Genomic DNA, 23,553 nt, shown 5'->3' on the forward strand with positions numbered 1-23,553 from the left:
GGAATACTCACACCATGTCTGCCGCATACGCGACCTTCGGCCTGGCACCGGCGATGCGTGCCGGTGGAGTTCTCGCCAACGGTGACTTCCAGATACACCGGGACTTCGTGGACTTCATCGTCGACAGCCGCCCGCTCCTCTTCCAGCTCTCCGACCTCGACGCCGTCTCCCCACTGGCCTCCGACGTCCCACCCGCGATCTTCACCGCCCAGGTCCGCAGCCTCCTGGGCGAGACGGACGCCCCGCTTCCGGGCGGCCGTTACGTCATCTACGGCTGCCCGGAGTGCGAGGACCTCGCCTGCGGAGCCGTCACCGCCGTCATCGAGCGGGACGGCGACGACTTCATCTGGCGGGACTTCGCCTGGCAGACCGAGGAAGCCGTGGACCTCGAACTCAACGGCTACCACGGCATAGGGCCCTTCCGCTTCGAGGGCACCGAGTACCGGGCGGCGCTCGACTCCCTGCTCCGAGGCGGCGACGCGGAGAACGCCCGCCGCCGCGTCCTGCTCATCGGCGCCCGCGTCGCCGTCCTCGCCAAACTCGCCGCAGCCCTGCGCATCATCGGCATCGGCGCCGACATCACCCGCGAGGTCGGCGACATCCACGCCGACGAACTGCGCGGCTACGGCGCCGTCGCCTTCGGCCGCGCGGTCACCGAGGAGGAACGTGCCGCCGTACGCCGCTCCTTCGAACGTGCGGGCGTCGACGTGGCCTACGTCGACGGCCTCGCCCCGATCATCCCGCTGCTGGTGGCCCAGATAGAGCACGCCCTGGACCGCAGCCCGGTCGAACAGCGCCGTCTGACCCGCCTGGTCGCCGCCGACGGCGAGGCGGGCGTCGAGGTCACCTCACCGTGCCGGGTGCGCCTGACGGCGTACCGCCTCGACCGCCTGTACCGCACCCACGCCCAGGAGGTCTTCGACGGCGTCCTGGAAGCGGGCAGGCACCGCATCGCCCTGGACGCCAGGGCGGTGAAGGGAGAGGCGTTCGTCGTGGCCCGGACCTCCGGAAGTGTCCTGGTGGAGGCGATGGCCCGGTGAGAACCGAAGCGCTGTGCACCGGCGGCGGCCACTAGGATCGGCAGTCTGATGACTGCCACCCTCGTCGCCAAGAACCTCGCCGCCGGCCACGGCGACCGTTCCCTGTTCAGCGGGCTCGACCTCGTCGTCGCGCCCGGAGATGTGATCGGCCTGGTCGGGGCCAACGGCGCGGGCAAGTCCACGCTGCTCAGGATGCTCGCGGGCCTGGTCGCGCCGGAGGAGGGAGAGCTCAGGCTCTCGCCGCCGACCGCCACCGTCGGCCACCTCCCGCAGGAGCCGGAGCGGCGCCCCGGCGAGACCGTGCGGGAGTTCCTCGCCCGCCGCACCGGGGTCGCCGAGGCCCAGCGGGTGATGGACGAGGCGACCCAGGCCCTGGTCGACGGGGCACCGGGCGCGGACGACGCGTACGCCACCAGTCTGGAGCGCTGGCTCGACCTCGGCGGAGCCGACCTGGACGAACGGGCCGAGGAGGTCGCCGACTCCCTCGGTCTGGCGATCGACCTGGACCAGCCGATGACCTCCCTCTCGGGCGGCCAGGCGGCGCGCGCCGGCCTCGCCTCCCTCCTCCTCTCCCGCTACGACGTCTTCCTCCTCGACGAGCCGACCAACGACCTCGACCTGGACGGCCTGGAACGCCTGGAACGCTTCGTGAAGGGCCTGCGCGCCGGCACGGTGGTGGTCAGCCACGACCGCGAGTTCCTCACCCGCACCGTCACCAAGGTCCTCGAACTCGACCTCGCCCAGCAGCAGATCACCCTCTACGGCGGCGGCTACGAGGCCTACCTGGAGGAGCGGGAGGTGGCCCGCCGGCACGCCCGGGACGACTACGAGGAGTACGCCGACAAGCGGTCCGCCCTTCAGGACCGGGCCCAGATGCAGCGCTCCTGGATGGACAAGGGCGTGAAGAACGCCCGCCGCAAGGCGAACAACGACAACGACAAGATCGGCCGCAAGTTCCGCAGCGAGGCCAGTGAGAAGCAGGCCGCGAAGGCCCGCCAGACCCAGCGCATGATCGAGCGCCTGGACGTGGTCGAGGAGCCGCGCAAGGAGTGGGAGCTGCGGATGGAGATCGCGTCCGCCCCCCGCTCGGGTGCGGTCGTCGCGACTCTGAGGGACGCCGAGGTCCGCCAGGGCGACTTCGTCCTCGGCCCGGTGTCCCTCCAGATCGACTGGGCGGACCGGGTGGCGGTCACGGGCGCGAACGGCGCCGGCAAGTCGACCCTGCTCGGCGCCCTGCTGGGCCGCGTCCCCCTGACCGCCGGCCAGTCCTCCCTCGGCTCAGGCGTCCTCATCGGCGAGGTCGACCAGGCCCGCAAGCTCTTCCATGGCGAGGAGTCCCTGCTGGACGCCTTCTGCGCCGCGGTCCCCGACACGGAACCGGCGGAGGTCCGCACCCTCCTGGCCAAGTTCGGCCTGAAGTCGGACCATGTCCTGCGCTCGGCGGCGACGCTGTCCCCGGGGGAGCGGACGAGGTCCGCGCTCGCAATGTTGCAGGGCCGAGGAGTGAACCTCCTGGTCCTGGACGAGCCCACCAACCACCTCGACCTCCCGGCGATCGAACAGCTGGAATCGGCTCTGGACGCCTACGAGGGCACCCTGCTCCTGGTCACCCACGACCGCAGAATGCTGGACGCGGTGCGGGTGACCAGAAGACTGGAGGTCTCATCGGGCAAGGTGACGGAAACCCCCTAGGGGCGCGGGGCTGTTTCGATTTGCGGCTCCGCCGCGTGGGCGCGACCAGCCACAACAGCCCCGCAGTTCCCCACAACCGCTAGCGCCCCTTCTTCTTGGAATCGAGCAGCCCGGCCTTACGCAGAGCATCAGCCATCGCACTGTTGCCCGGAGCAGGCGCCTGCTGCTGACGAGGTTGCTGCCGCTGCCGCTGCCGCTGCTGAGGCGCCCGCCCACCCCGCTGCTGTCGCCGCTCCCCGCCGGAGGCCTCGGCTTCGTCATCGAGCCGCAGCGTCAACGAGATCCGCTTCCGCGGAATGTCGACCTCCAGCACCTTCACCTTGACGATGTCACCGGGCTTGACCACATCCCGGGGATCCTTCACGAACGTCTTCGACAGCGCGGAAACATGCGCCAGACCGTCCTGGTGGACACCCACGTCGATGAACGCCCCGAAGGCCGCCACGTTCGTCACGACCCCCTCCAGGACCATCCCGGCCACCAGATCGGAGATCTTCTCGACGCCCTCCTTGAAGGTCGCCGTCTTGAACGCCGGCCGAGGGTCACGCCCCGGCTTCTCCAACTCCTTGAGGATGTCGGTCACGGTGGGCAGACCGAACGTCTCGTCCACGAAGTCCTGCGGCCGAAGCGAGCGCAGCACACCGGTGTTGCCGATCAGTGAGGCGACCTCCTGGCCCGCCGTCTTCACCATGCGCCGCACCACCGGGTACGCCTCGGGGTGCACGCTCGACGAGTCCAGCGGGTCGACACCGTCCCGGATCCGAAGGAACCCCGCGCACTGCTCGTACGCCTTGGGCCCCAGCCGGGCCACCTTCTTCAGCTCGGTGCGCGACGTGAAGGGACCGTTGGCATCGCGGTGCGACACGATGTTCTCGGCGAGTCCCGAGGTGATCCCGGAGACCCGGGAGAGCAGGGGAGCGGACGCCGTGTTGACGTCGACCCCCACGCCGTTCACACAGTCCTCCACGACCGCGTCCAGCGAACGCGACAGCTTCACCTCGGACAGGTCGTGCTGGTACTGGCCGACACCGATCGACTTCGGGTCGATCTTCACCAGCTCGGCCAGGGGGTCCTGGAGGCGACGCGCGATGGAGACCGCGCCGCGCAGCGACACGTCCATGTCGGGCAGCTCCTGCGAGGCGAAGGCGGAGGCCGAGTACACGGACGCGCCCGCCTCGGACACCATCACCTTGGTGAGCTTCAGCTCCGGGTGCTTGGTGATGAGTTCACCGGCGAGCTTGTCGGTCTCACGGGACGCCGTGCCGTTGCCGATCGCGATCAGCTCGACCGCGTGCTGCTTGGCGAGCCGGGCCAGCTTGGCGAGCGCCTCGTCCCACTTGTTGGCCGGGACGTGCGGGTAGATGACGTCGGTGGCGACCACCTTGCCGGTCGCGTCGACCACGGCGACCTTCACACCCGTACGGAAACCGGGGTCCAGGCCCAGCGTCGCGCGCGTGCCGGCCGGGGCCGCGAGCAGCAGGTCGCGGAGGTTGGCCGCGAACACGTTGACCGCCTCGTCCTCGGCGGCCGTCCGCAGCCGCAGCCTGAGGTCGATGCCGAGGTGGACGAGGATCCGGGTCCGCCAGGCCCAACGGACGGTGTCCGTCAGCCACTTGTCGCCGGGACGCCCGCGGTCGGCGATCCCGAACTTCCCGGCCACGATCCCCTCGTACGAGGAAGGCCCGGGCTGCTCGGAGGGCTCCTCGGGCTCCAGGACGAGGTCGAGGACCTCCTCCTTCTCGCCGCGCAGCATCGCCAGGATCCGGTGCGAGGGCAGGTCGGTGAAGGGCTCAGCGAAGTCGAAGTAGTCGGCGAACTTGGCGCCCGCCTCCTCCTTGCCGTCCCGCACCTTGGCGGCCAGACGGCCACGCACCCACATGCGCTCGCGCAGCTCGCCGATCAGGTCGGCGTCCTCGGAGAACCGCTCGGTGAGGATCGCCCTGGCGCCGTCGAGCGCGGCCTGTGCGTCGGGCACGCCCTTGTCGGCGTCGACGAACGCGGCGGCCGCGGCGAGCGGCGCGACACCCGGGTCCCCGAGCAGCCCCTCGGCGAGCGGCTCCAGACCGGCTTCGCGGGCGATCTGCGCCTTGGTGCGCCGCTTGGGCTTGAACGGCAGATAGATGTCCTCCAGGCGCGCCTTGGTCTCCGCGCCCCGGATCTGCGCTTCCAGCTCCTCGGTGAGCTTGCCCTGCTCGCGCACCGAGTCGAGGATGGCCGTCCGGCGCTCCTCCAGCTCCCGCAGATAGCGAAGCCGCTCCTCGAGCGTGCGCAGCTGCGCGTCGTCGAGCATCTCGGTCGCTTCCTTGCGGTAGCGGGCGATGAAGGGAACCGTGGAACCGCCGTCGAGCAGTTCCACGGCAGCCTTGACCTGCCGCTCCCGTACGCCGAGTTCCTCGGCGATCCTGCCTTCGATGGACCCTACGCTGGTGGACCCGCTGGACCCGGGTGTCGTCACGATCCCGTACCGCCTTCTCACTGAGGTTGCGCGGCAATTGTGGCAGGCGGCACCGACAGTCGGGGATCAGGGCGCGGTCATCAGGCCCTGCGGCTCCTCGTCGAGCTGGACGCACCGCCGAAGAGCCGGGCCAGTGCCCGGAAGGGCAGGGTCACGACGGTGGCGATGGCGCCACCTATCTGGCGCAGTACGTCTGCGATCGCACGGAACATGTGCATCCCCTTTCCTCTCCCGGCCACGACGACCGGGAGACGAACGGGTACCTCTGTGACGGCCCGGCAATCTTCGGCGCCCGGAAGTTCAGCGCTTGCCGATCAGATCGGCCGGATGGGGCCCCCGCGGCCGCCGCGGCCCGCGCGAAACCCACCGCGAGTCCCAGTCCTGCCGGTTCCTCGCGGTGCGCGTCACCAGGGCCTCCAGTCCGTACAGCGGGCGGGCGGCGTGCGGCCTCGGCCATACCGTCGGAGGCCACCGCCTCGTCTCCCAGCAGGCGGCGCAGTGCCGAGTCGGCGGCACGCGTGCGTGCCGCCGGGCACGTGCTCGGCCACCAGTTCGTGTTTGTAGTTGTAGAACGCTGCGGTTGCCGGTCCTCGGACGGGTGACGCCGATCGCCGCCAGCTCCGCTGCGGCCCTGACCCGCATGGCAGAAAAGGTGGGGAACTCGTCATTGCGGCCATCGCACCCCGGCCCAAGAATCGATGACATGGCGCAGCGAACCGTTCTCTTCCTCCTCTTCGACGGTGTGCAGAGCCTCGACGTGACCGGCCCGCTGGAGGTCTTCGCCGGGGCCGAGCAGCACACACCGGGCACCTACCGCATCCGTACGGCCTCGCTGGACGGAGCTGCCGTACGCACCTCCAGCGGTCTGACCGTCGTACCGGACGAAGCCCTCGCGCAGGCCGCTGCCCCGCACACCCTCCTCGTCCCCGGCGGTCAGGGCACCCGGCGCCGCGATGCCCGTCTCACCGACTGGCTGCGCGAGCACGGGCCGCGGGCCGAGCGCCTGGTCTCGGTGTGCACCGGCGCCATCCGGCTCGCCGAGGCGGGCCTGCTGGACGGCCGCCGCGTGACCACCCACTGGGCGTACTGCGACAAGCTGGCCCGCGACCACCCGGCCGTCGAGGTGGACCCCGACCCGATCTTCGTCCGCGACGGGCAGGTGTCGACGTCCGCCGGCGTCACCTCGGGCATCGACCTCGCGCTCGCCCTGGTCGAGGAGGACCTGGGCCGGGAGGCGGCCCTCGCCATCGCCCGCCATCTCGTCGTCTTCCTGCGCAGACCGGGCAACCAGGCCCAGTTCAGCGCCCAGCTCGCCGCCCAGACCGCACAGCGCGAGCCGCTGCGTGAGGTCCAGCAGTGGATCACCGAGCACCCCGCCGACGACCTGAGCGTCGAGGCCCTCGCCGCCCGAGCCCGGCTCTCGCCCCGCCACTTCGCCCGCGCCTTCCAGACCGAGACCGGCACGACGCCGGGCCGCTACGTCGACCGGGTCCGGCTCGAACACGCCCGCCGGCTCCTGGAGGACACCTCCGACGGCATCGAGGAGGTCTCCCGCGCCAGCGGTTACGGCACCCCCGAGGGGATGCGCCGCGCCTTCGTCAAAGCCCTCGGCACGGCCCCGTCCGAGTACCGCCGCCGCTTCCACCCGACCCCGGCCCACTGAAGGGACTCCCCGTGCAGATCGCCATCGTCCTCTACGACCGCTTCACTGCCCTGGACGCCGTAGGACCGTACGAGACCCTCGGCCGCCTCCCCGACGCGGAGACCGTCTTCGTCGCCGAGCAGACCGGCCCGGTGCGTACCGACACCGGCAACCTCGCCCTCACCGCCGACAGGACGCTCGCGGAGGTGCCGAACCCGGACATCGTGATCGTGCCCGGCGGGCCCGGGCAGACCCCGCAGATGGAGAACACGGCGCTGCTCGACTGGCTGCGCGCCGCCGACGTCACCAGCACCTGGACGACGTCCGTGTGCACCGGCTCCCTGCTGCTGGCGGCCGCCGGACTGCTCCGGGGCCGCCGCGCGACCTCCCACTGGCTGGCCCTGGACTTCCTGGAGCAGTTCGGCGCCGAGCCCACCGGGGAGCGGGTCGTGTTCGACGGGAAGTACGTCACCGGGGCGGGTGTCTCCGCCGGCATCGACATGGGGCTCACGCTGCTCGGCCGGATCGCGGGCGATGAACACGCCCAGGCCCTGCAGCTGGGGATCGAGTACGACCCGCAGCCGCCCTACGACGCCGGCTCGCCCGAGAAGGCGCCCGCGCATCTCGTCGACAAGCTCCGCTCCGGGAGCCGCTTCATCCTGACGTAGACCAGGTGAAGCGCGGCGCCCTGCGCTCCAGGAACGCGGCGACCCCCTCCGCGGTGTCGCCGCTGCCCCGCGCCTGCCCGGTCCAGTACGCGTCCCGGTCCGTGCGCCCGTCCGCGAACTCCTTCGCCGCGGCCTGCGTCAGCTGCGAACGGGAGACCAGGATCCGCGTGAACTCCCCGACCCGCTTGGCGAGTTCACCCCTGGGCAGTACCTCGTCGACCAGGCCCGTGCGCAGTGCCCGCTCCGCGTCGATCAACTCCCCGGAGAACAGCAGGTACTTGGCGGCGGCCGGCCCGACCAGCGAAACCAACCGCCGGGTGGAGGAGGCCGCATAGACGATCCCGAGCTTCGCCGGCGTCACCCCGAACAGCGCGCCCTCCTCGGCGAACCGCAGATCGCACGCCGCCGCGAGCTGCGACCCACCGCCCACGCAGTGCCCCCGGATCGCCGCCAGCGTCGGCTTCGGAAACGCGGCGAGGGCCTCCTCGGCGTCCACCGCGAGCCCCTGTGCCTCCTCGGACGACCCCCGCAGCGTGGAGATGTCGGCGCCCGCGCAGAAGGTCCCGCCGTGCCCGGTCAGCACCAGAGCCCGTACGTCCGGATCGGCGGCCAGCGTGTCCAGCAGCGGCGGCAGCGACCGCCACATCGCGGCCGTCATGGCATTGCGCTTGGCCGGATGGTGCACTACGACGGTAGCGACCGAGTCGGTGACGGTGTGCAGCAGCTGCGGCTCCGGGTACTCCATGCGTCGGATGCTAGCCGTACCCCTCGACCGTACGATCAAGAAGGGGGGCCGCAGCGCGAGGAGGCCCCCCATGACCGTGAACAGGGCGGAGAACCCCGAGACCGCCAAGCTGAGCCGCAGTTTCGGCTGGCTGGCCGCGCTCGGGGTGATCCTGGTGATCGCCGGCCTGGTGGGGCTGATCTACACCGGTGTGGCCACGCTCACCTCGATGCTCCTGTTCGGCTGGCTCCTGCTGATCGGTGGCATCGTCGGACTGCTGCACGCGATCCAGGCCCGGGACTCCAACTTCTTCTGGCTCGGTGTGGTCGTCGCGGCCCTGAACATCGCGGCCGGTGTCGTCGTCATCGGGCGCCCGGAGGCAGCGGCCGCGGCCCTGACCATGTTCGCCGCGCTGCTCTTCCTGACCGGCGGGGTGTTCCGGCTGGTCGGCAGCCTGGTGGTGCGCGGACCGCAGTTCGGCTGGACCCTCGTCCAGGGCGCCTTCGGTCTGCTGCTCGGCATCCTTGTGCTGGCCTCCTGGCCGAGCAGCAGCAAGTACGTGATCGGCTGCTTCTTCTCACTCGGCCTGCTCTTCGACGGCCTCGGCCTCGTCGCGACCGGCTTCGGCGGCCGCAAAATCGTTGGGATGGTCACGCAGCAGCACGAGGCCGCCGCCAAACCGACACCACCCGAGTAGTTCCGCACGGAAACAGTCAGAGGCATTCGATATCCGCTGACTTCTGTTCAGGTATCCGGGGTGGAGTGACGCGCTGCCAACACTCGATGTGTGGTGACAATCGAGCGCAAAGGTGGCGACCGAAGAATGGACGACCATGGGCGCGGGTACGGCCCTCGCCCACCGGGCGGCGGAGCGGAACCTCCCGGACCGGATCCGCTGCCGTACGAGGGTGTGTGGCGGTTCACCGCCCCAGCCGTCGAGGCATCCGTCCCGCAGGCGCGACACGCCGTACGGGACCTGCTGTACCGCCAGGGCGTGCCCGTCTCGGACGACCTCGTCCAGGGCCTCCTGCTGATCGTGTCGGAGCTGGTCACGAACGCCGTACGGCACGCGGCCCTGCTCTCGCCGATGCTCGCCGTGGAGGTCGCCGTGGGCGCGGAGTGGGTACGGGTGTCCGTCGAGGACAACCACCCCTACCGTCCGACCGCCCTGGACCATCCCCACAGCGAGACCGGCGGGCGCGGGCTGCTGCTGGTGCGCGAGGTCACCAGGGAGGCGGGCGGGGTGTGCGACGTCGAGCACACGTCCGGCGGCGGCAAGGTGATCTGGGCCGCCCTGCCGCTCAAGCCCGTGCGCGTGGTCTGAGGGCGCTCACCAGCCGGCGGACGGGCCCGTCAGCTCCCTGACCGCGGGACGGGCCGCGTCCAGCACCGTCATGAACCAGGCCGAGAAGGTGTCCTTCGCGTGCCGCTCCGCCAACTCGGCGGGGGTCACGAAAGCGGTCGTGGCGACCTCCTCCGGGTCCGGGCCGAGCGGGGACTGCACCATGCCGACGAACAGGTGGTTGTACTCCTGTTCGACCAGGCCCGAGTCCGGGTCCGGGTGGTTGTAGCGGACCGTGCCCGCCTCGGCGAGCAGCGACGGGGAGACCCCCAGCTCCTCGTACGTCCGCCGGGCCGCCGCCGCGAAGGGCGCCTCGCCCGGGTAGGGGTGGCCGCAGCAGGTGTTGGACCACACACCGGGGGAGTGGTACTTGCCCAGCGCGCGCTGCTGGAGGAGCAGCCGACCTCGCTCGTCGAAGAGGAACACCGAGAAGGCGCGGTGCAGCTGCCCCGGCGGCTGGTGGGCGGCGAGCTTCTCCGCGGTGCCGATCGTCACACCGTGCTCGTCGACCAGTTCCAGCAGGATCGCGTTCGCGGCGCCGTTCGACGGTGTGTGCGTCGTGGTGGCAGGTGTGGTCGGCATACCCATCCTTCACATCGGTCTTCGCGCCCCAAGTGTGCCGCACTGATCGGGCACTCCCAGCAGTTGATCGTGCCCGGCGCGGCGGACCCGGAACCGCCCGGGGCGGGGCTGTGGGGTGGAGGACGCAAAGGTGAGCCGGATCGCTGCATTCCGTCAGAACGGGCGTTTCATGCACCGTACACGTGTGTCAATGGCGCGGAAACGATCAGTGGCACAGATGCGCCTCGTGCTCCGCGTGCCCGCCCGGCTCCAGCTGGAAGGTGCAGTGCTCCACGTCGAAGTGGTCGCCGAGGCAGTTCTGGAGTTCGTGCAGCATCTTCTCGTGGCCTGTGGCACTGAGGACGTCGGTGCGCACGACCACGTGCGCGGACAGCACCGGCATCCCCGAGGTGATCGTCCAGGCGTGCAGGTCGTGCACGTCCTCGACGCCGTCCAGAGCCAGTATGTGCGTGCGTACGTCCGCCATGTCGACGTCCTTGGGCGCCGACTCCAGCAGGACGTCGAGGGTCTCGCGCAGCAGCTTGAAGGTGCGCGGCACGATCATCAACCCGATGACGAGCGAGGCGATCGGGTCGGCGGCCTGCCAGCCCGTGGTCAGGATCACCGTCGCCGAGATCAGCACCGCGAGCGAGCCCAGCGCGTCCGCCGCGACCTCCAGGAAGGCGCCGCGCACGTTCAGGCTCTCCTTCTGACCGCGCATCAGCAGGGTCAGCGAGATCATGTTCGCGACCAGACCGATCGCGCCGAACACGATGGTGAGCCCGCCCTCGGTGTCGGCGGGCGTCACGAACCGCTGGATCGCCTCGTACAGGACGTACCCGCCGACGCCGAGCAGCAGCAGACAGTTCGCGAGGGCGGCGAGGATCTCGGCGCGGGCGTAGCCGAAGGTGCGGTTGCCGGTCGGCGGGCGGTTCGCGAAGTGGATCGCGAGAAGGGCCATGCCGAGGCCCAGCGCGTCCGTCGCCATGTGCGCCGCGTCGGCGACCAGGGCGAGGGAGTCCGCGACGATGCCGCCGACGATCTCGACCACCATGACGGTGAGCGTGATCGACAGCGCCACGCGCAGCCTGCCGACGTACGCCGCGGTGGCCGTACCGCCGGTCGGCGCATGCGAGTGCGCGTGCCCGTGATCGTGCCCTGCCCCCATGGAAGCCGCCTCCTACGCATTGATCCGGAACAGCCGAACAGCCCGTCCGGGATCAGTGAACTACGGGTGGGGGGTACCGGGCAACGCGGCACTGAACACCGTTGTCATGTGCCCTGACCTGCGGAAACGAACCCCAGGTCAGGGCGACCTCAGCGGTGGTGCAGCTGCCAGCCGCGCCAGGCGGAGTCGATCATCTCGCGCACCCCGCGCCGCGCGCTCCAGCCGAGCGTCTCGGCGGCCAGGGCGGCCGAGGCCACCGACACGGGGGCGTCCCCAGGGCGCCTGGGCTCCACGACGGCCGGTCGTCCGTCTCCGGTCACCTCACCGATCGCCGTGACCATCTCGCGCACGGAGACGCCCTCGCCGCGACCGATGTTGACCGTCAGATCACCGCTCTGCCCGCCTTCGGACAGCCGCCGGGCCGCCGCGAGATGGGCCTCGGCCAGATCGGACACATGGATGTAGTCACGGACGCAGGTGCCGTCCGGCGTCGGATAGTCGTCGCCGAAGATCCGCGGAGCCTCGTCACGGGTGAGCCGGTCGAAGACCATGGGCACGATGTTGAAGACGCCGGTGTCGGCGAGCTCAGGCGCCGCGGCCCCGGCGACGTTGAAATAGCGCAGACAGACGGTGGAGATCCCGTGTGCCTGTCCGGCCGCCCGCACCAGCCACTCCCCGGCCAGCTTGGTCTCGCCGTACGGGTTCACGGGGGCGCAGGGCGTCTCCTCCGTGATCAGCCCCACATCGGGGTTGCCGTAGACGGCCGCCGAGGAGGAGAAGAGGAAGCGTCCGATCCCGGCCTCGGCGACCGCCTCCAGGAGGGTCGCGAGGCCGCCGACGTTCTCCTGGTAGTAGCGGGTGGGCTGCGCCACCGACTCGGCGACCTGCTTGCGTGCCGCGAGATGCACCACACCCGTCACCGCGTGCTCGGCCAGCACCCGCTTGAGCAGGCCGCCGTCCAGCGAGGAGCCGCGGACCAGCGGCACGTCGGCGGGAAGCCGCGCGGGCACCCCGGCCGAGAGGTCGTCCAGGACGAGCACCCGTTCCCCGGCCCCCGTCATGGCCCGCGCCACATGCGCCCCTATGTACCCGGCACCGCCGGTGATCAGCCACGTCATGGTCGTCCACCCTATGCCGATGCTCCCGGACCCTCACGATGTCCCGGATGTCCGCTCTGCGGAGCGCGGTTTGTGGGCGGGGCCCCGGATCACCGATGATGATCGCGGCAAAGGCCGGGGGAGTCGGTGTTGATCGGCCCGTTAACGGCCGGTGAACGCAGTCTTCTTGGCATCCGATAGCCTCTGCCGACATGCCGCCCGCCTGGTGCAACCAAGGGGCGCCCCCATCGTGCACATGACCGGCGCCCGCGCGTCGGCACCCAGGGAGTGAGTTCGGTTGTCGACCGCCATCCTCACCGGTCAGCCGGTCCCCGGATCGTCGATCGAGGGTGATCTGCGGTCCCTCGGCTTCGACGTGCGGGTCGCCGTGGACGCCGCCGACGCCGAGCGGCTGGTCGCCGAGGCACCCAGCGGGCAGCGGGTCGCCCTCGTCGACGCCCGCTTCGTCGGCCACGTGCACGCCCTGCGCCTCGGCCTCACCGACCCCCGCTTCTCGCTCGCCGCCGTGCCCGGCGCGGTCACCGCACAGCCCGACGGCCGCGTGACGCTCACCCGGGCGCTGGCCCGCGAGAACTCCGCGGGCGGCGGCACGGCGGTCGCCGTGGACAGCCTTCCCGACCGCATCGTCACCGCGCTGACCGACGACGGCGCCGACGTCCACCGCCCCGAGCTCGGCAGCCTGGTCGCCGCGGTCCCCGCCGACCCCCAGGCCCGCAACGAGGCACGGCAGGCCGTCGCGGAGGTCGACGACGAGGCCGTACGCCTGAAGTCCGCCGTGAAGTCCCGCGACGGCTTCTTCACCACCCACTTCATCAGCCCCTACTCCCGCTACATCGCCCGCTGGTGCGCCCGCCACGGCCTGACCCCGAACCAGGTCACCACCGCCTCCCTGCTCACCGCGCTGATCGCGGCGACCTGCGCGGCCACCGGCACCCGGGCCGGCTTCATCGCCGCCGGCGTCCTGCTCATCGCGTCCTTCGTCCTGGACTGCGTGGACGGCCAGATCGCCCGCTACTCCCTCCAGTACTCCACGCTCGGCGCCTGGCTCGACGCCACCTTCGACCGCGCCAAGGAGTACGCCTACTACGCCGGCCTCGCGCTCGGCGCGGCCCGCGGCGGCGACGACGTATGGGCGTTGGCGCTCGGCGCGATGATCCTCCAGACCTGCCGGCACGTCGTCGACTTCTCCTTCAACGAGGCGAACCACGACGCCACCGCCAACACCAGCCCCACGGCGGCCCTTTCGGACAAGCTCGACAGCGTCGGCTGGACGGTGTGGGTGCGGCGGATGATCGTCCTGCCCATCGGCGAGCGCTGGGCGATGATCGCGGTGCTCACGGCCGTCACGACCCCCCGGATCACCTTCTACGCCCTTCTCGTCGGCTGCGCCTTCGCGGCGACGTACACCACGGCGGGCCGCGTGCTGCGGTCGCTGACCCGCAAGGCGCAGCGTACGGACCGGGCGGCGCAGGCGCTGGCGGACCTCGCGGACAACGGGCCCCTCGCCTCACTCGTGTCACGTGCCACACGCGCCCGCCTCGGGGCCCCGCTGCTGGTGGCGGCGGCCGGTACCGCCGTCCTGACCGTGGCCCTCTTCTCCGGAGTGACCTGGGCGCCCGTCGCGGGTGCGGTCGTCTACACGATCACCGCCGGTCAGGCCCTGTACCGCCCCCTCAAGGGCGCCCTCGACTGGCTCGTCCCCCCGCTCTTCCGTGCCGCCGAATACTGCACGGTTCTCGTCCTGGCGGCCAAAGCGGACGTGAACGGAGCCCTTCCTGCGGCTTTCGGGCTGGTGGGGGCAGTCGCCTACCATCACTACGACACGGTGTACCGCATTCGCGGCAATGCCGGAGCGTCCCCGGCCTGGCTGGTGCGCGCTGTCGGGGGGCATGAAGGACGGACGCTGCTCGTCACCGTCCTGGCCGCGCTGCTCACCGCATCGCAGTTCACGGTCGCGCTCACGGCGCTGGCCGTGGCCGTGGCCGTGCTGGTGCTCGTCGAGAGCATCCGCTTCTGGGTGTCCGCTGGGGCCCCCGCCGTACACGACGAAGGAGAACCCGCATGATCGGCCTCGTGCTGGCGGCCGGCGCCGGCCGCCGTCTGCGCCCCTACACCGACAGCCTTCCCAAGGCTCTGGTGCCGGTGGGCCCCGCGGGCATAGAGGGCGAACCCACGGTTCTCGACCTCACCCTCGGCAACTTCGCCGAGATCGGTCTGACCGAGGTCGCGGTCATCGTCGGCTACCGCAAGGAGGCCGTGTACGAGCGCAAGGCGGCCCTGGAGGCCAAGTACGGCCTGAAGCTCACCCTCATCGACAACGACAAGGCCGAGGAGTGGAACAACGCCTACTCCCTGTGGTGCGGCCGGGACGCCCTCAAGGACGGCGTGATCCTCGCCAACGGCGACACCGTGCACCCGGTCTCCGTCGAGAAGACGCTGCTCGCCGCACGGGGTGAGGGCAAGCGGATCATCCTCGCCCTGGACACCGTGAAGTCCCTGGCCGACGAGGAGATGAAGGTCGTCGTCGACGCCGAGAAGGGCATGACGAAGATCACCAAGCTGATGGACCCGGCCGAGGCGACCGGCGAGTACATCGGCGTCACGCTCATCGAGGGCGACGCCGCCCCCGAACTCGCCGACGCGCTCAAGGCGGTCTGGGAGACCGACCCGCAGCAGTTCTACGAGCACGGGTACCAGGAACTCGTGAACCGAGGCTTCCGCATCGACGTCGCGCCGATCGGTGACGTCAAGTGGGTGGAGATCGACAACCACGACGATCTCGCCCGCGGACGGGAGATCGCATGCCAGTACTGACCCGGCTGATCCCCTCCCCGCTCGTCGTCGACATCCGCCCCGGTGCCCTCGACGACCTGGCGTGCGTGCTCGCCGACGAGCGCATCTCGACCTCGGGCCGCCTCGCCGTCGCCGTCAGCGGCGGCTCGGGCGTCAAACTGCGCGAGCGCCTGGAGCCGACGCTGCCCGGTGCCACCTGGTACGAGGTCGGCGGCGGCACCCTCGACGACGCCGTGCGGCTGGCGAACGACATAAAGGCCGGCCACTACGACGCGGTCGTGGGCCTCGGCGGCGGCAAGATCATCGACTGTGCCAAGTTCGCCGCGGCACGCGTCGGCCTGCCCCTGGTCGCCGTACCGACGAACCTCGCGCACGACGGTCTGTGCTCGCCAGTCGCCACCCTCGACAACGACGCAGGGCGCGGTTCCTACGGTGTGCCGAACCCGATCGCCGCGGTCATCGACCTCGACGTCATCCGGGAGGCCCCGGCCCGCTTCGTCCGGGCCGGCATCGGCGACGCGATCTCCAACATCAACGCCGTCGCCGACTGGGAGCTGTCCAACCGCGTCAACGGTGAGAAGATCGACGGCCTCGCCGCCGCCATGGCCCGCCAGGCGGGCGAGGCGGTACTGCGCCACCCCGGCGGCATCGGGGACAACAAGTTCCTCCAGGTGCTCGCCGAGGCGCTGGTGCTCAGCGGCATCTCGATGTCGATCTCCGGTGACTCGCGCCCGGCCTCCGGCTCCTGTCACGAGATCCACCACGCCTTCGACCTGCTGTACCCCAAGCGCGCCGCGAGCCACGGCGAACAGTGCGGCCTGGGCGCGGCCTTCGCGATGTACCTGCGCGGAGCCCACGAAGAGGCGGCGTACATGGCCGAGGTACTGCGCCGGCACGGACTGCCGGTGCTGCCCGAGGAGATCGGCTTCACGACGGCGGAGTTCGTCCGCGTCGTGGAGTTCGCTCCGGAGACCCGCCCCGGCCGCTACACCATCCTCGAACACCTCGACCTCAAGACCGACCAGATCAAGGACATCTACACCGACTATGTCAAGGCCATCGGTAGCTGAACTCCGTCCGGTCGTCCACCCCGCGGGGGTCAAGGACCGGCGCAGCGGTGAGCACTGGATGGGACGCCTCTACATGCGTGAGGTGTCCCTGCGGGTGGACCGCTACCTGGTGAACACCAGGGTGACGCCCAACCAGCTCACGTACCTGATGACCGTCTTCGGTGTCCTCGCGGCCCCGGCACTGCTGGTGCCGGGGATCCCGGGCGCCGTGCTCGGCGTGGTGTGCGTCCAGATGTACCTCCTCCTGGACTGCGTCGACGGCGAGATCGCGCGCTGGAAGAAGCAGTACTCGCTCAACGGCGTGTACCTCGACCGGGTCGGCGCCTACCTGACCGACGCCGCTGTGCTCGTCGGCTTCGGCCTGCGCGCCGCCGACCTGTTCGGCAGCGGCCGTATCGACTGGCTGTGGGCCTTCCTCGGCACCCTGGCCGCCCTGGGCGCGATTCTGATCAAGGCCGAGACCGACCTCGTCGGAGTCGCTCGTCACCAGGCCGGAAAGCCGCCGGTCCAGGAGGCCGCCGCCGAGATGCGCTCCTCCGGGATGGCGCTGGCCCGCCGGGCCGCCGCCGCCTTCAAGTTCCACCGGCTGATCCTCGGCATCGAGGCGTCCCTGCTGATCCTGGTCCTGGCGATCGCCGACCAGATGCGCGACGACCTGTTCTTCTCCCGGCTCGGTGTCGCGGTGATGGCAGGTATCGCCCTGCTCCAGACCCTGCTGCACCTCGTGTCGATCCTCGCCTCCAGCAGGCTGAAGTGAGCACCGGCATGAAGGTCGGCGCGGTCATCATCACCATGGGCAACCGCCCCGAGGAACTGCGGGCCCTGCTCGACTCGGTCGCCAAGCAGGACGGTGACCCGGTCGAGGTGGTCGTCGTCGGCAACGGCTCGCCCGTCCCTGACGTCCCCGACGGTGTCCGCACGATCGAGCTGCCCGAGAACCTCGGCATCCCCGGCGGCCGCAACGTCGGCATCGAGGCCTTCGGCCCCAGCGGTCGAGATGTCGACATACTGATGTTCCTCGACGACGACGGCCTCCTCCCCGGCCACGACACCGCCGAGCTGTGCCGCACGGCGTTCACCGAGGACCCGACGCTCGGCATCGTCAGCTTCCGCATCGCCGACCCCGACACCGGCATCACCCAGCGCCGGCACGTCCCCCGGCTGCGGGCCGCCGACCCGATGCGCTCCTCCCGGGTCACCACCTTCCTGGGCGGCGCCAACGCCGTACGCACCCAGGTCTTCGCCGAAGTCGGCGGCCTTCCGGACGAGTTCTTCTACGCCCATGAGGAAACCGACCTGGCATGGCGGGCCCTCGACGCGGGCTGGATGATCGACTACCGGTCCGACATGGTGCTGTACCACCCCACGACCGCGCCCTCGCGGCACGCGGTCTACCACCGCATGGTCGCCCGCAACCGCGTGTGGCTCGCCCGCCGCAACCTGCCCGCGCCCCTGGTCCCGGTCTACCTCGGCGTATGGCTGCTGCTCACGCTCGTACGCCGGCCGTCCCGGCCCGCCCTGAAGGCCTGGTTCGGCGGCTTCCGGGAGGGCTGGAGCACACCGTGCGGTCCGCGCCGGCCCATGAAGTGGCGTACGGTGTGGCGGCTCACCCGACTGGGCCGACCCCCTGTCATCTGACAAGCTCGTCCCTGAGAGCACCCGGGCCGCACCGCGGCTCCACACTCGTGCCCTGCCTGCACAGGCCGCGCATCTCGAAGACGAAAGTTATCCACCATTGAGTGAGACAACGCACGACGGCAAGGTCGCGACCAGCGCGCCCGTGTCGCCCGACGAGGGCCTCACGGCGGCGCAGCTCGCCGCGAAGTACGGACTGTCCGTGAGCGGCGCCCGGCCCTCACTCGTCGACTACGTCCGTCAGCTCTGGGACCGGCGGCACTTCATCATCGCGTTCTCGCGGGCCAAGCTGACCGCGCAGTACAGCCAGGCCAAACTCGGCCAGCTGTGGCAGGTCGCGACCCCGCTGCTGAACGCCGCCGTGTACTTCTTCATCTTCGGCGTCATCCTGAACGCCAGCCGGGGCATGTCGAAGGAGGTGTACATCCCGTTCCTGGTGACGGGTGTCTTCGTGTTCACCTTCACGCAGAGCTCGGTCATGGCGGGTGTGCGCGCCATCTCCGGCAACCTCGGCCTCGTCCGCGCGCTGCACTTCCCGCGCGCCTCGCTGCCGGTCTCCTTCGCGCTCCAGCAGCTCCAGCAGCTGCTGTTCTCGATGATCGTGCTGTTCGCCGTGGCGGTCGGCTTCGGGCACTACCCGGACCTGTCCTGGGCGCTGATCGTCCCGGTGCTGGCCCTGCAGTTCCTCTTCAACACGGGCCTGGCGCTGATCATGGCCCGCGCGGGTGCCAAGACCCCCGACCTGGCCCAGCTGATGCCGTTCGTGATGCGCACCTGGATGTACGCGTCCGGCGTGATGTTCTCGATCCCGATCATGCTGGCGGACAAGCCGCAGTGGGTCGCCACCGTGCTCCAGTGGAACCCGGCGGCCCTCTACATGGACCTGATGCGCTTCGCCCTGATCGACGACTACGGCTCCGAGAACCTGCCCGACCACGTCTGGGCGGCCGCGGGCGGCTGGGCCGCGCTCTTCGCGATCGGCGGCTTCGTCTACTTCTGGAAGGCTGAGGAGAGGTACGGCCGTGGCTGAGGACTTCAGGGACGAGCAGACCCCGACGGTCATCGCGGACCAACTGCACATCGTCTACCGCGTCAACGGCGCCAAGACCGGCAAGGGCAGCGCGACCGCCGCGCTGAGCCGCATCGTCAAGCGCGGCGAGGAGCGGGGCGTGCGCAAGGTGCACGCCGTCCGGGGCGTGTCCTTCGTCGCCTACAAGGGCGAGGCGATCGGACTGATCGGCTCCAACGGCTCCGGCAAGTCGACCCTCCTGCGGGCCATCGCCGGCCTGCTGCCCGCGGAGAGCGGCAAGGTCTACACCCACGGCCAGCCCTCCCTGCTCGGCGTCAACGCGGCCCTGATGAACGACCTCACGGGCGAACGGAACGTCATATTGGGCGGGCTCGCCATGGGCATGTCCCGGGAGCAGATCAGGGAGCGTTACCAGGAGATCGTCGACTTCTCCGGGATCAACGAGAAGGGCGACTTCATCACCCTTCCCATGCGCACCTACTCCTCCGGCATGGCGGCCCGCCTCCGCTTCTCGATCGCCGCCGCCAAGGACCACGACGTGCTCATGATCGACGAGGCTCTGGCCACGGGTGACCGCTCCTTCCAGAAGCGCTCCGAGGCCCGCATCCGCGAGCTGCGCGAGACCGCGGGCACGGTGTTTCTCGTCAGCCACAACAACAAGTCGATCCGTGACACCTGCAACCGCGTCCTGTGGCTGGAGCGCGGCGAACTGCGCATGGACGGCCCGACCGACGAGGTCATCAAGGAGTACGAGAAGTTCACGGGCAAGTAGTCCACGCGGGTCCGGACGAAAAGGACCCCTCCGCTTGACCGGGCCCCGCCGGAACTGCTCCGGCGGGGCCCCGCGTCTGCAAAGGAAACGTCAACTTCGGTCCCTCTTAGGAATCTTGGGGCCAATCGGTGTGTTGTTGTGATGTGCAGGACACCCCGACGATCCAAGCAGCGTTGTACAACGTAAGCTGTACTGGTGCCGAATCGCAGCAAGTAGGGCGATAATGCGCGACACCCGATTCCGGGGAAGCCGCGCGGACGGCCGGGCGGCGTGTCCGAAATAGTCTGTATTGGGTCTGCGGTGTAGAACGGGAGATGTGACGGCAATGGCGACCGAAGATCCCCAGCTCCACCCGGCTCGTGCCGTCCCCGCGCCGGGCAGTGAGCGGTGACGGGAACCGGTACGGCGCGCACCGGTGATCCGGAGCGTGGCACGCTCGACAAGGCCGCGGGGGAGAACTTCCCCGTGGCTCCGTTCTTCCTGCCCAGGGACTGGCGCACCGACCTGATGGCGGTCTACGGCTTCGCCCGCCTCGTCGACGACATCGGCGACGGAGATCTCGCCCCCGGCGGCGAGGACGCCCGGCTCCTGGGCGTGTCGCCCTCGGACGCCGCGGACCGCCTGCTCCTCCTCGACGCCTTCGAGGCCGACCTGAACCGGGTCTTCTCCGGGGAGCCGCGCCACCCCCTGCTGCGCCGCCTGCAGCCGACCGTCCGCCGTCGCGCCCTGACCCCCGAGCCCTTCCTCGGCCTGATCGCCGCCAACCGCCAGGACCAGCTCGTCACGCGCTACGAGACCTACGACGACCTCCTCGCCTACTGCGGGCTGTCCGCGAACCCCGTAGGCCGTCTCGTCCTCGCCGTCACCGGCACCTCGACCCCCGAGCGGATCCGGCACTCCGACGCGATCTGCACGGCCCTCCAGATCGTCGAACACCTCCAGGACGTCGCCGAGGACCTGGGCCGCGACCGGATCTACCTCCCCGCCGAGGACATGAAGCGCTTTCACGTCCAGGAGGCGGATCTCGCCACGAAAACCGCGGGCGCATCGGTGCGCGCCCTGGTTGCATACGAAGCGCAACGCGCCCGCGACCTCCTGAATGAAGGCGCCCCCTTGGTGGGTAGCGTCCACGGCAGACTCAAGCTGCTGCTCGCAGGTTTCGTGGCGGGAGGAAGGGCGGCAATCCACGCGGTCGCCGCCGCCGAATACGACGTACTTCCCGGCCCGCCCAAGCCCGGCAAGCTCCGGCTGCTGCGCGAGGTGGGCGTCACTCTGCGAGGAGAGGGGTGATCCGGACCGTGGAGTCACCACCGTACGTGTCCGCACCGGTACTCGCCGCCTACAGCTACTGCGAGGCAGTCACCGGACAGCAGGCCCGTAACTTCGCGTACGGCATCAGACTGCTGCCGACGTCGAAGCGGCGCGCGATGTCCGCGCTCTACGCGTTCTCGCGCCGCGTCGACGACATCGGCGACGGCGCGCTGGCGGACGACGTCAAGGCCGCGAGACTCGAGGACACCCGGGCGATGCTGACCCGGGTGCGGGAGGGCGCGGTCGACGAGGACGACACCGATCCGGTGGCCGTCGCCCTCGCCCATGCCGCCGAGACCTTCCCGATCCCGCTCGGTGGCCTCGACGAGCTGATCGACGGCGTCCTGATGGACGTACGCGGCGAGACCTACGAGACCTGGGACGACCTGAAGGTGTACTGCCGCTGTGTGGCGGGCGCCATCGGGCGGCTCTCGCTCGGTGTGTTCGGTACGGAACCCGGGGCGCGCGCCGCCGAACGCGCGCCGGAGTACGCCGACACGCTCGGTCTTGCGCTCCAGCTCACCAACATCCTCAGGGACGTCCGTGAGGACGCCGAGGGCGGGCGTGTCTATCTGCCCGCCGACGACCTCGCGAAGTTCGGCTGCTCGGCCGGCTTCAAGGGGGCGAAACCACCGGAGGGCGCCGATTTCGCGGGCCTCGTGCACTTCGAAGTGCGTCGGGCCCGCGCCCTTTTCGCCGAGGGCTACCGGCTGCTGCCCATGCTCGACCGGCGCAGCGGCGCCTGTGTCGCCGCCATGGCCGGCATCTACCGCCGACTGCTCGACCGCATCGAGCGCGATCCCGAGGCGGTGCTGCGCGGCCGGGTCTCGCTGCCCGGACGTGAGAAGGCGTACGTCGCCGTCCGCGGCCTGTCCGGCCTGGACGCGCGGCATGTGACGCGGCAGACCCTCAGGAGGCGTGCCTGATGGGCGATGTGGACAATTCGGTCCAAGGTGATGCCATCGGAGAAGAGTGGCACGCAACCCTCCGCTCGCGGACGGCGTCCCTGACTGCAACGGTCGGCCGTGCGCCGATCAAGCGCCACGGCGTCCGGGCAGGGGAGGGTGTGCGATGACCGACGGGCATCAGTCCGGGCGGGACGCCGTCGTGATCGGCGGTGGGCTCGCCGGCATCACCGCCGCGCTCGCGCTCGCCGACGCCGGAGTCCGGGTCACCCTGCTCGAAGGCAGGCCACGCCTGGGCGGGCTCGCCTTCTCCTTCCAGCGCGGCGAACTGACCGTCGACAACGGACAGCACGTCTACCTGCGCTGCTGCACCGCCTACCGCTGGTTCCTCGACCGCATCGAGGGGACGGCGCTGGCGCCGCTGCAGGATCGTCTCGACGTGCCCGTACTCGACGTGGCCCGGCCCGAGGGCCGAAGGCTCGGCAGACTGCGGCGCGACGCACTGCCGGTGCCCCTGCACCTGGGGCGCAGTCTCGCCACGTACCCGCATCTCTCGCTCGCCGAGCGGGCCAGGGTGGGGCGTGCCGCGCTCGCGCTCAAGGGGCTCGACCTCACCGATCCGAGCCTGGACGCACAGGACTTCGGCAGCTGGCTGACCGCGCACGGTCAGTCGGCGCGTGCCGTGGAGGCCCTGTGGGACCTGGTCGGGGTCGCCACTCTCAACGCGGTCGCGGGCGACGCCTCGCTGGGGCTCGCCGCGATGGTGTTCAAGACCGGTCTGCTGTCCGACCCGGGCGCGGCCGACATCGGCTGGGCACATGTCCCGCTGGGTGAACTGCACGACCGGCTCGCCCGCAAGGCGCTCGACTCCGCGGGCGTGCGTACCGAGGTCCGTACACGCGTCACCTCCATCTCTACTGACGAGAACGGCACTTGGAGCGTTCAGGTTCCCGGGGAGACGCTCCGGGCCGACGCGGTGGTGCTCGCCGTCGCCCAGAACGAGGCGTGTGACCTGCTGCCCGAGGGTGCGCTCGACGCCCCGGAAAATCTCCGGGAGATCGGCACCGCGCCGATCCTCAACGTGCATGTCGTCTACGACCGCAAGGTGCTCGACAAGCCGTTCTTCGCGGCCCTCGGCACCCCGGTGCAGTGGGTCTTCGACCGCACCGACGCCTCCGGGCTGCGCACGGGTCAGTACCTCGCCCTGTCCCAGTCGGCCGCGCACGACGAGATCGACGAGCCGGTGGCCACCCTGCGGGAGCGCTATCTGCCGGAGCTGGAGCGGCTGTTGCCGCTCGCGCGCGGCGCCGAGGTGAAGGACTTCTTCGTGACCAGGGAGCGCACGGCGACGTTCGCTCCGACCCCCGGTGTCGGACGGCTGCGGCCCGGCGCCCGTACGAAAGCCCCCGGCCTCTACCTGGCCGGCGCGTGGACCGCCACAGGGTGGCCCGCGACCATGGAGAGTGCGGTCCGCAGTGGTGTGAGCGCGGCGGACGCCGCGCTGAGCACCCTGGGCCGGCCCCGCCCCAGCCACCTCTTCGAGTTCGAGGAGGCGGCTTGATGCTCGATCAGCACGGCGCGACAGGCCCCAGCACCTCCGGTACCGCAACAAGAGGAGAGACTGTGC

Annotated in this window: 23 protein-coding genes; 17 read left to right on the forward strand and 6 right to left on the reverse strand. The window is 70.5% G+C overall.

Annotated elements, in window-relative coordinates:
• Window positions 1-14: 14 nt before the first annotated feature.
• Window positions 15-1,040, forward strand: a complete 1,026-nt coding sequence (locus AB0D34_RS25175; RefSeq protein WP_362664983.1) for an oxidoreductase — start codon at window positions 15-17, stop codon at window positions 1,038-1,040.
• A gap of 48 nt (window positions 1,041-1,088) precedes the next feature.
• Window positions 1,089-2,732, forward strand: coding sequence for a ribosomal protection-like ABC-F family protein (gene abc-f / locus AB0D34_RS25180; RefSeq protein WP_362664985.1), 1,644 nt, complete (start codon window positions 1,089-1,091; stop codon window positions 2,730-2,732).
• 79 nt (window positions 2,733-2,811) lie between these two features.
• Here abc-f and AB0D34_RS25185 read toward each other — a convergent pair whose 3' ends face one another.
• A complete protein-coding gene (locus AB0D34_RS25185) occupies window positions 2,812-5,187 on the reverse strand; it encodes a Tex family protein (protein WP_362664987.1) in 2,376 nt (791 codons plus the stop codon).
• 80 nt (window positions 5,188-5,267) lie between these two features.
• On the reverse strand, window positions 5,268-5,399 hold the full coding sequence (locus AB0D34_RS25190) for an LPFR motif small protein (RefSeq protein WP_252100478.1): 132 nt from the start codon (window positions 5,397-5,399) through the stop codon (window positions 5,268-5,270).
• A 491-nt stretch (window positions 5,400-5,890) separates the two neighbouring features.
• On the opposite strand from AB0D34_RS25190, the gene AB0D34_RS25195 reads away from it, so the two are divergent.
• The gene (locus AB0D34_RS25195) at window positions 5,891-6,850 is read left to right on the forward strand and encodes a GlxA family transcriptional regulator (RefSeq protein WP_362664989.1); all 960 of its coding nucleotides are present in this window, start codon (window positions 5,891-5,893) and stop codon (window positions 6,848-6,850) included.
• An 11-nt stretch (window positions 6,851-6,861) separates the two neighbouring features.
• Window positions 6,862-7,497: a DJ-1/PfpI family protein gene (locus AB0D34_RS25200; RefSeq protein WP_362664991.1), complete on the forward strand. Its 636-nt coding sequence runs from the start codon at window positions 6,862-6,864 to the stop codon at window positions 7,495-7,497.
• On the opposite strand, the gene AB0D34_RS25205 is transcribed toward AB0D34_RS25200, so the two are convergent.
• A complete protein-coding gene (locus tag AB0D34_RS25205) occupies window positions 7,484-8,242 on the reverse strand; it encodes an enoyl-CoA hydratase/isomerase family protein (RefSeq protein WP_362664993.1) in 759 nt (252 codons plus the stop codon). The two genes, AB0D34_RS25200 and AB0D34_RS25205, sit on opposite strands and share 14 nt — an antisense overlap.
• A gap of 70 nt (window positions 8,243-8,312) precedes the next feature.
• On the opposite strand from AB0D34_RS25205, the gene AB0D34_RS25210 reads away from it, so the two are divergent.
• Window positions 8,313-8,918, forward strand: coding sequence for a DUF308 domain-containing protein (locus tag AB0D34_RS25210; protein ID WP_362664995.1), 606 nt, complete (start codon window positions 8,313-8,315; stop codon window positions 8,916-8,918).
• A 126-nt stretch (window positions 8,919-9,044) separates the two neighbouring features.
• Window positions 9,045-9,545 (forward strand): ATP-binding protein, encoded by a 501-nt coding sequence (locus AB0D34_RS25215; RefSeq protein ID WP_362664997.1) that lies wholly within the window; start codon window positions 9,045-9,047, stop codon window positions 9,543-9,545.
• Window positions 9,546-9,551: 6 nt separating this feature from the next.
• Here the strand turns inward: AB0D34_RS25215 and idi are convergent, their stop codons facing one another.
• From idi to galE, 3 genes are all read right to left on the reverse strand, one after another.
• On the reverse strand, window positions 9,552-10,145 hold the full coding sequence (idi, locus tag AB0D34_RS25220; RefSeq protein ID WP_031036715.1) for an isopentenyl-diphosphate Delta-isomerase: 594 nt from the start codon (window positions 10,143-10,145) through the stop codon (window positions 9,552-9,554).
• 205 nt (window positions 10,146-10,350) lie between these two features.
• Window positions 10,351-11,292: a cation diffusion facilitator family transporter gene (locus AB0D34_RS25225; RefSeq protein WP_362664999.1), complete on the reverse strand. Its 942-nt coding sequence runs from the start codon at window positions 11,290-11,292 to the stop codon at window positions 10,351-10,353.
• 149 nt (window positions 11,293-11,441) lie between these two features.
• Window positions 11,442-12,410 (reverse strand): UDP-glucose 4-epimerase GalE, encoded by a 969-nt coding sequence (gene galE, locus AB0D34_RS25230; RefSeq protein ID WP_362665001.1) that lies wholly within the window; start codon window positions 12,408-12,410, stop codon window positions 11,442-11,444.
• A 277-nt stretch (window positions 12,411-12,687) separates the two neighbouring features.
• Here galE and AB0D34_RS25235 point away from each other — a divergent pair, with 277 nt between their 5' ends.
• The 11 genes from AB0D34_RS25235 to hpnE all read left to right on the forward strand — a co-directional run bounded on the left by AB0D34_RS25235 (window position 12,688) and on the right by hpnE (window position 23,487).
• Window positions 12,688-14,475, forward strand: a complete 1,788-nt coding sequence (locus AB0D34_RS25235) for a DUF5941 domain-containing protein (protein WP_362665003.1) — start codon at window positions 12,688-12,690, stop codon at window positions 14,473-14,475.
• On the forward strand, window positions 14,472-15,224 hold the full coding sequence (locus tag AB0D34_RS25240) for a phosphocholine cytidylyltransferase family protein (RefSeq protein WP_362665005.1): 753 nt from the start codon (window positions 14,472-14,474) through the stop codon (window positions 15,222-15,224). Before AB0D34_RS25235 ends, AB0D34_RS25240 begins: the two co-directional genes overlap by 4 nt.
• Entirely contained in the window at window positions 15,212-16,273 is a 1,062-nt protein-coding gene (locus AB0D34_RS25245) for an iron-containing alcohol dehydrogenase family protein (protein ID WP_362665007.1), read from the forward strand. The genes AB0D34_RS25240 and AB0D34_RS25245 overlap by 13 nt, the downstream gene beginning before the upstream one ends.
• Window positions 16,251-17,030, forward strand: a complete 780-nt coding sequence (locus AB0D34_RS25250; RefSeq protein ID WP_362665009.1) for a CDP-alcohol phosphatidyltransferase family protein — start codon at window positions 16,251-16,253, stop codon at window positions 17,028-17,030. The genes AB0D34_RS25245 and AB0D34_RS25250 overlap by 23 nt, the downstream gene beginning before the upstream one ends.
• Window positions 17,027-17,911 (forward strand): glycosyltransferase family 2 protein, encoded by an 885-nt coding sequence (locus AB0D34_RS25255; RefSeq protein ID WP_362665011.1) that lies wholly within the window; start codon window positions 17,027-17,029, stop codon window positions 17,909-17,911. The genes AB0D34_RS25250 and AB0D34_RS25255 overlap by 4 nt, the downstream gene beginning before the upstream one ends.
• A 97-nt stretch (window positions 17,912-18,008) precedes the next feature.
• Window positions 18,009-18,938, forward strand: coding sequence for an ABC transporter permease (locus AB0D34_RS25260; protein WP_362665013.1), 930 nt, complete (start codon window positions 18,009-18,011; stop codon window positions 18,936-18,938).
• Entirely contained in the window at window positions 18,931-19,710 is a 780-nt protein-coding gene (locus AB0D34_RS25265; RefSeq protein WP_362665015.1) for an ABC transporter ATP-binding protein, read from the forward strand. The genes AB0D34_RS25260 and AB0D34_RS25265 overlap by 8 nt, the downstream gene beginning before the upstream one ends.
• Window positions 19,711-20,097: 387 nt before the next feature.
• The gene (gene hpnC, locus AB0D34_RS25270; protein ID WP_362665017.1) at window positions 20,098-21,000 is read left to right on the forward strand and encodes a squalene synthase HpnC; all 903 of its coding nucleotides are present in this window, start codon (window positions 20,098-20,100) and stop codon (window positions 20,998-21,000) included.
• Window positions 20,997-21,947 carry a presqualene diphosphate synthase HpnD gene (gene hpnD / locus AB0D34_RS25275; RefSeq protein WP_362665019.1) on the forward strand — a complete coding sequence of 317 codons (951 nt, stop codon included), beginning with the start codon at window positions 20,997-20,999 and terminating at the stop codon, window positions 21,945-21,947. Before hpnC ends, hpnD begins: the two co-directional genes overlap by 4 nt.
• Window positions 21,947-22,096: a DUF6380 family protein gene (locus AB0D34_RS25280; RefSeq protein WP_362665021.1), complete on the forward strand. Its 150-nt coding sequence runs from the start codon at window positions 21,947-21,949 to the stop codon at window positions 22,094-22,096. Before hpnD ends, AB0D34_RS25280 begins: the two co-directional genes overlap by 1 nt.
• Complete coding sequence (hpnE, locus tag AB0D34_RS25285; RefSeq protein ID WP_362665023.1) at window positions 22,093-23,487, forward strand: hydroxysqualene dehydroxylase HpnE; 1,395 nt, start codon at window positions 22,093-22,095, stop codon at window positions 23,485-23,487. The genes AB0D34_RS25280 and hpnE overlap by 4 nt, the downstream gene beginning before the upstream one ends.
• Window positions 23,488-23,553 lie beyond the last annotated feature (66 nt).

The organism is Streptomyces sp. NPDC048420 (genome assembly GCF_040651535.1).
GTDB lineage: Bacteria > Actinomycetota > Actinomycetes > Streptomycetales > Streptomycetaceae > Streptomyces.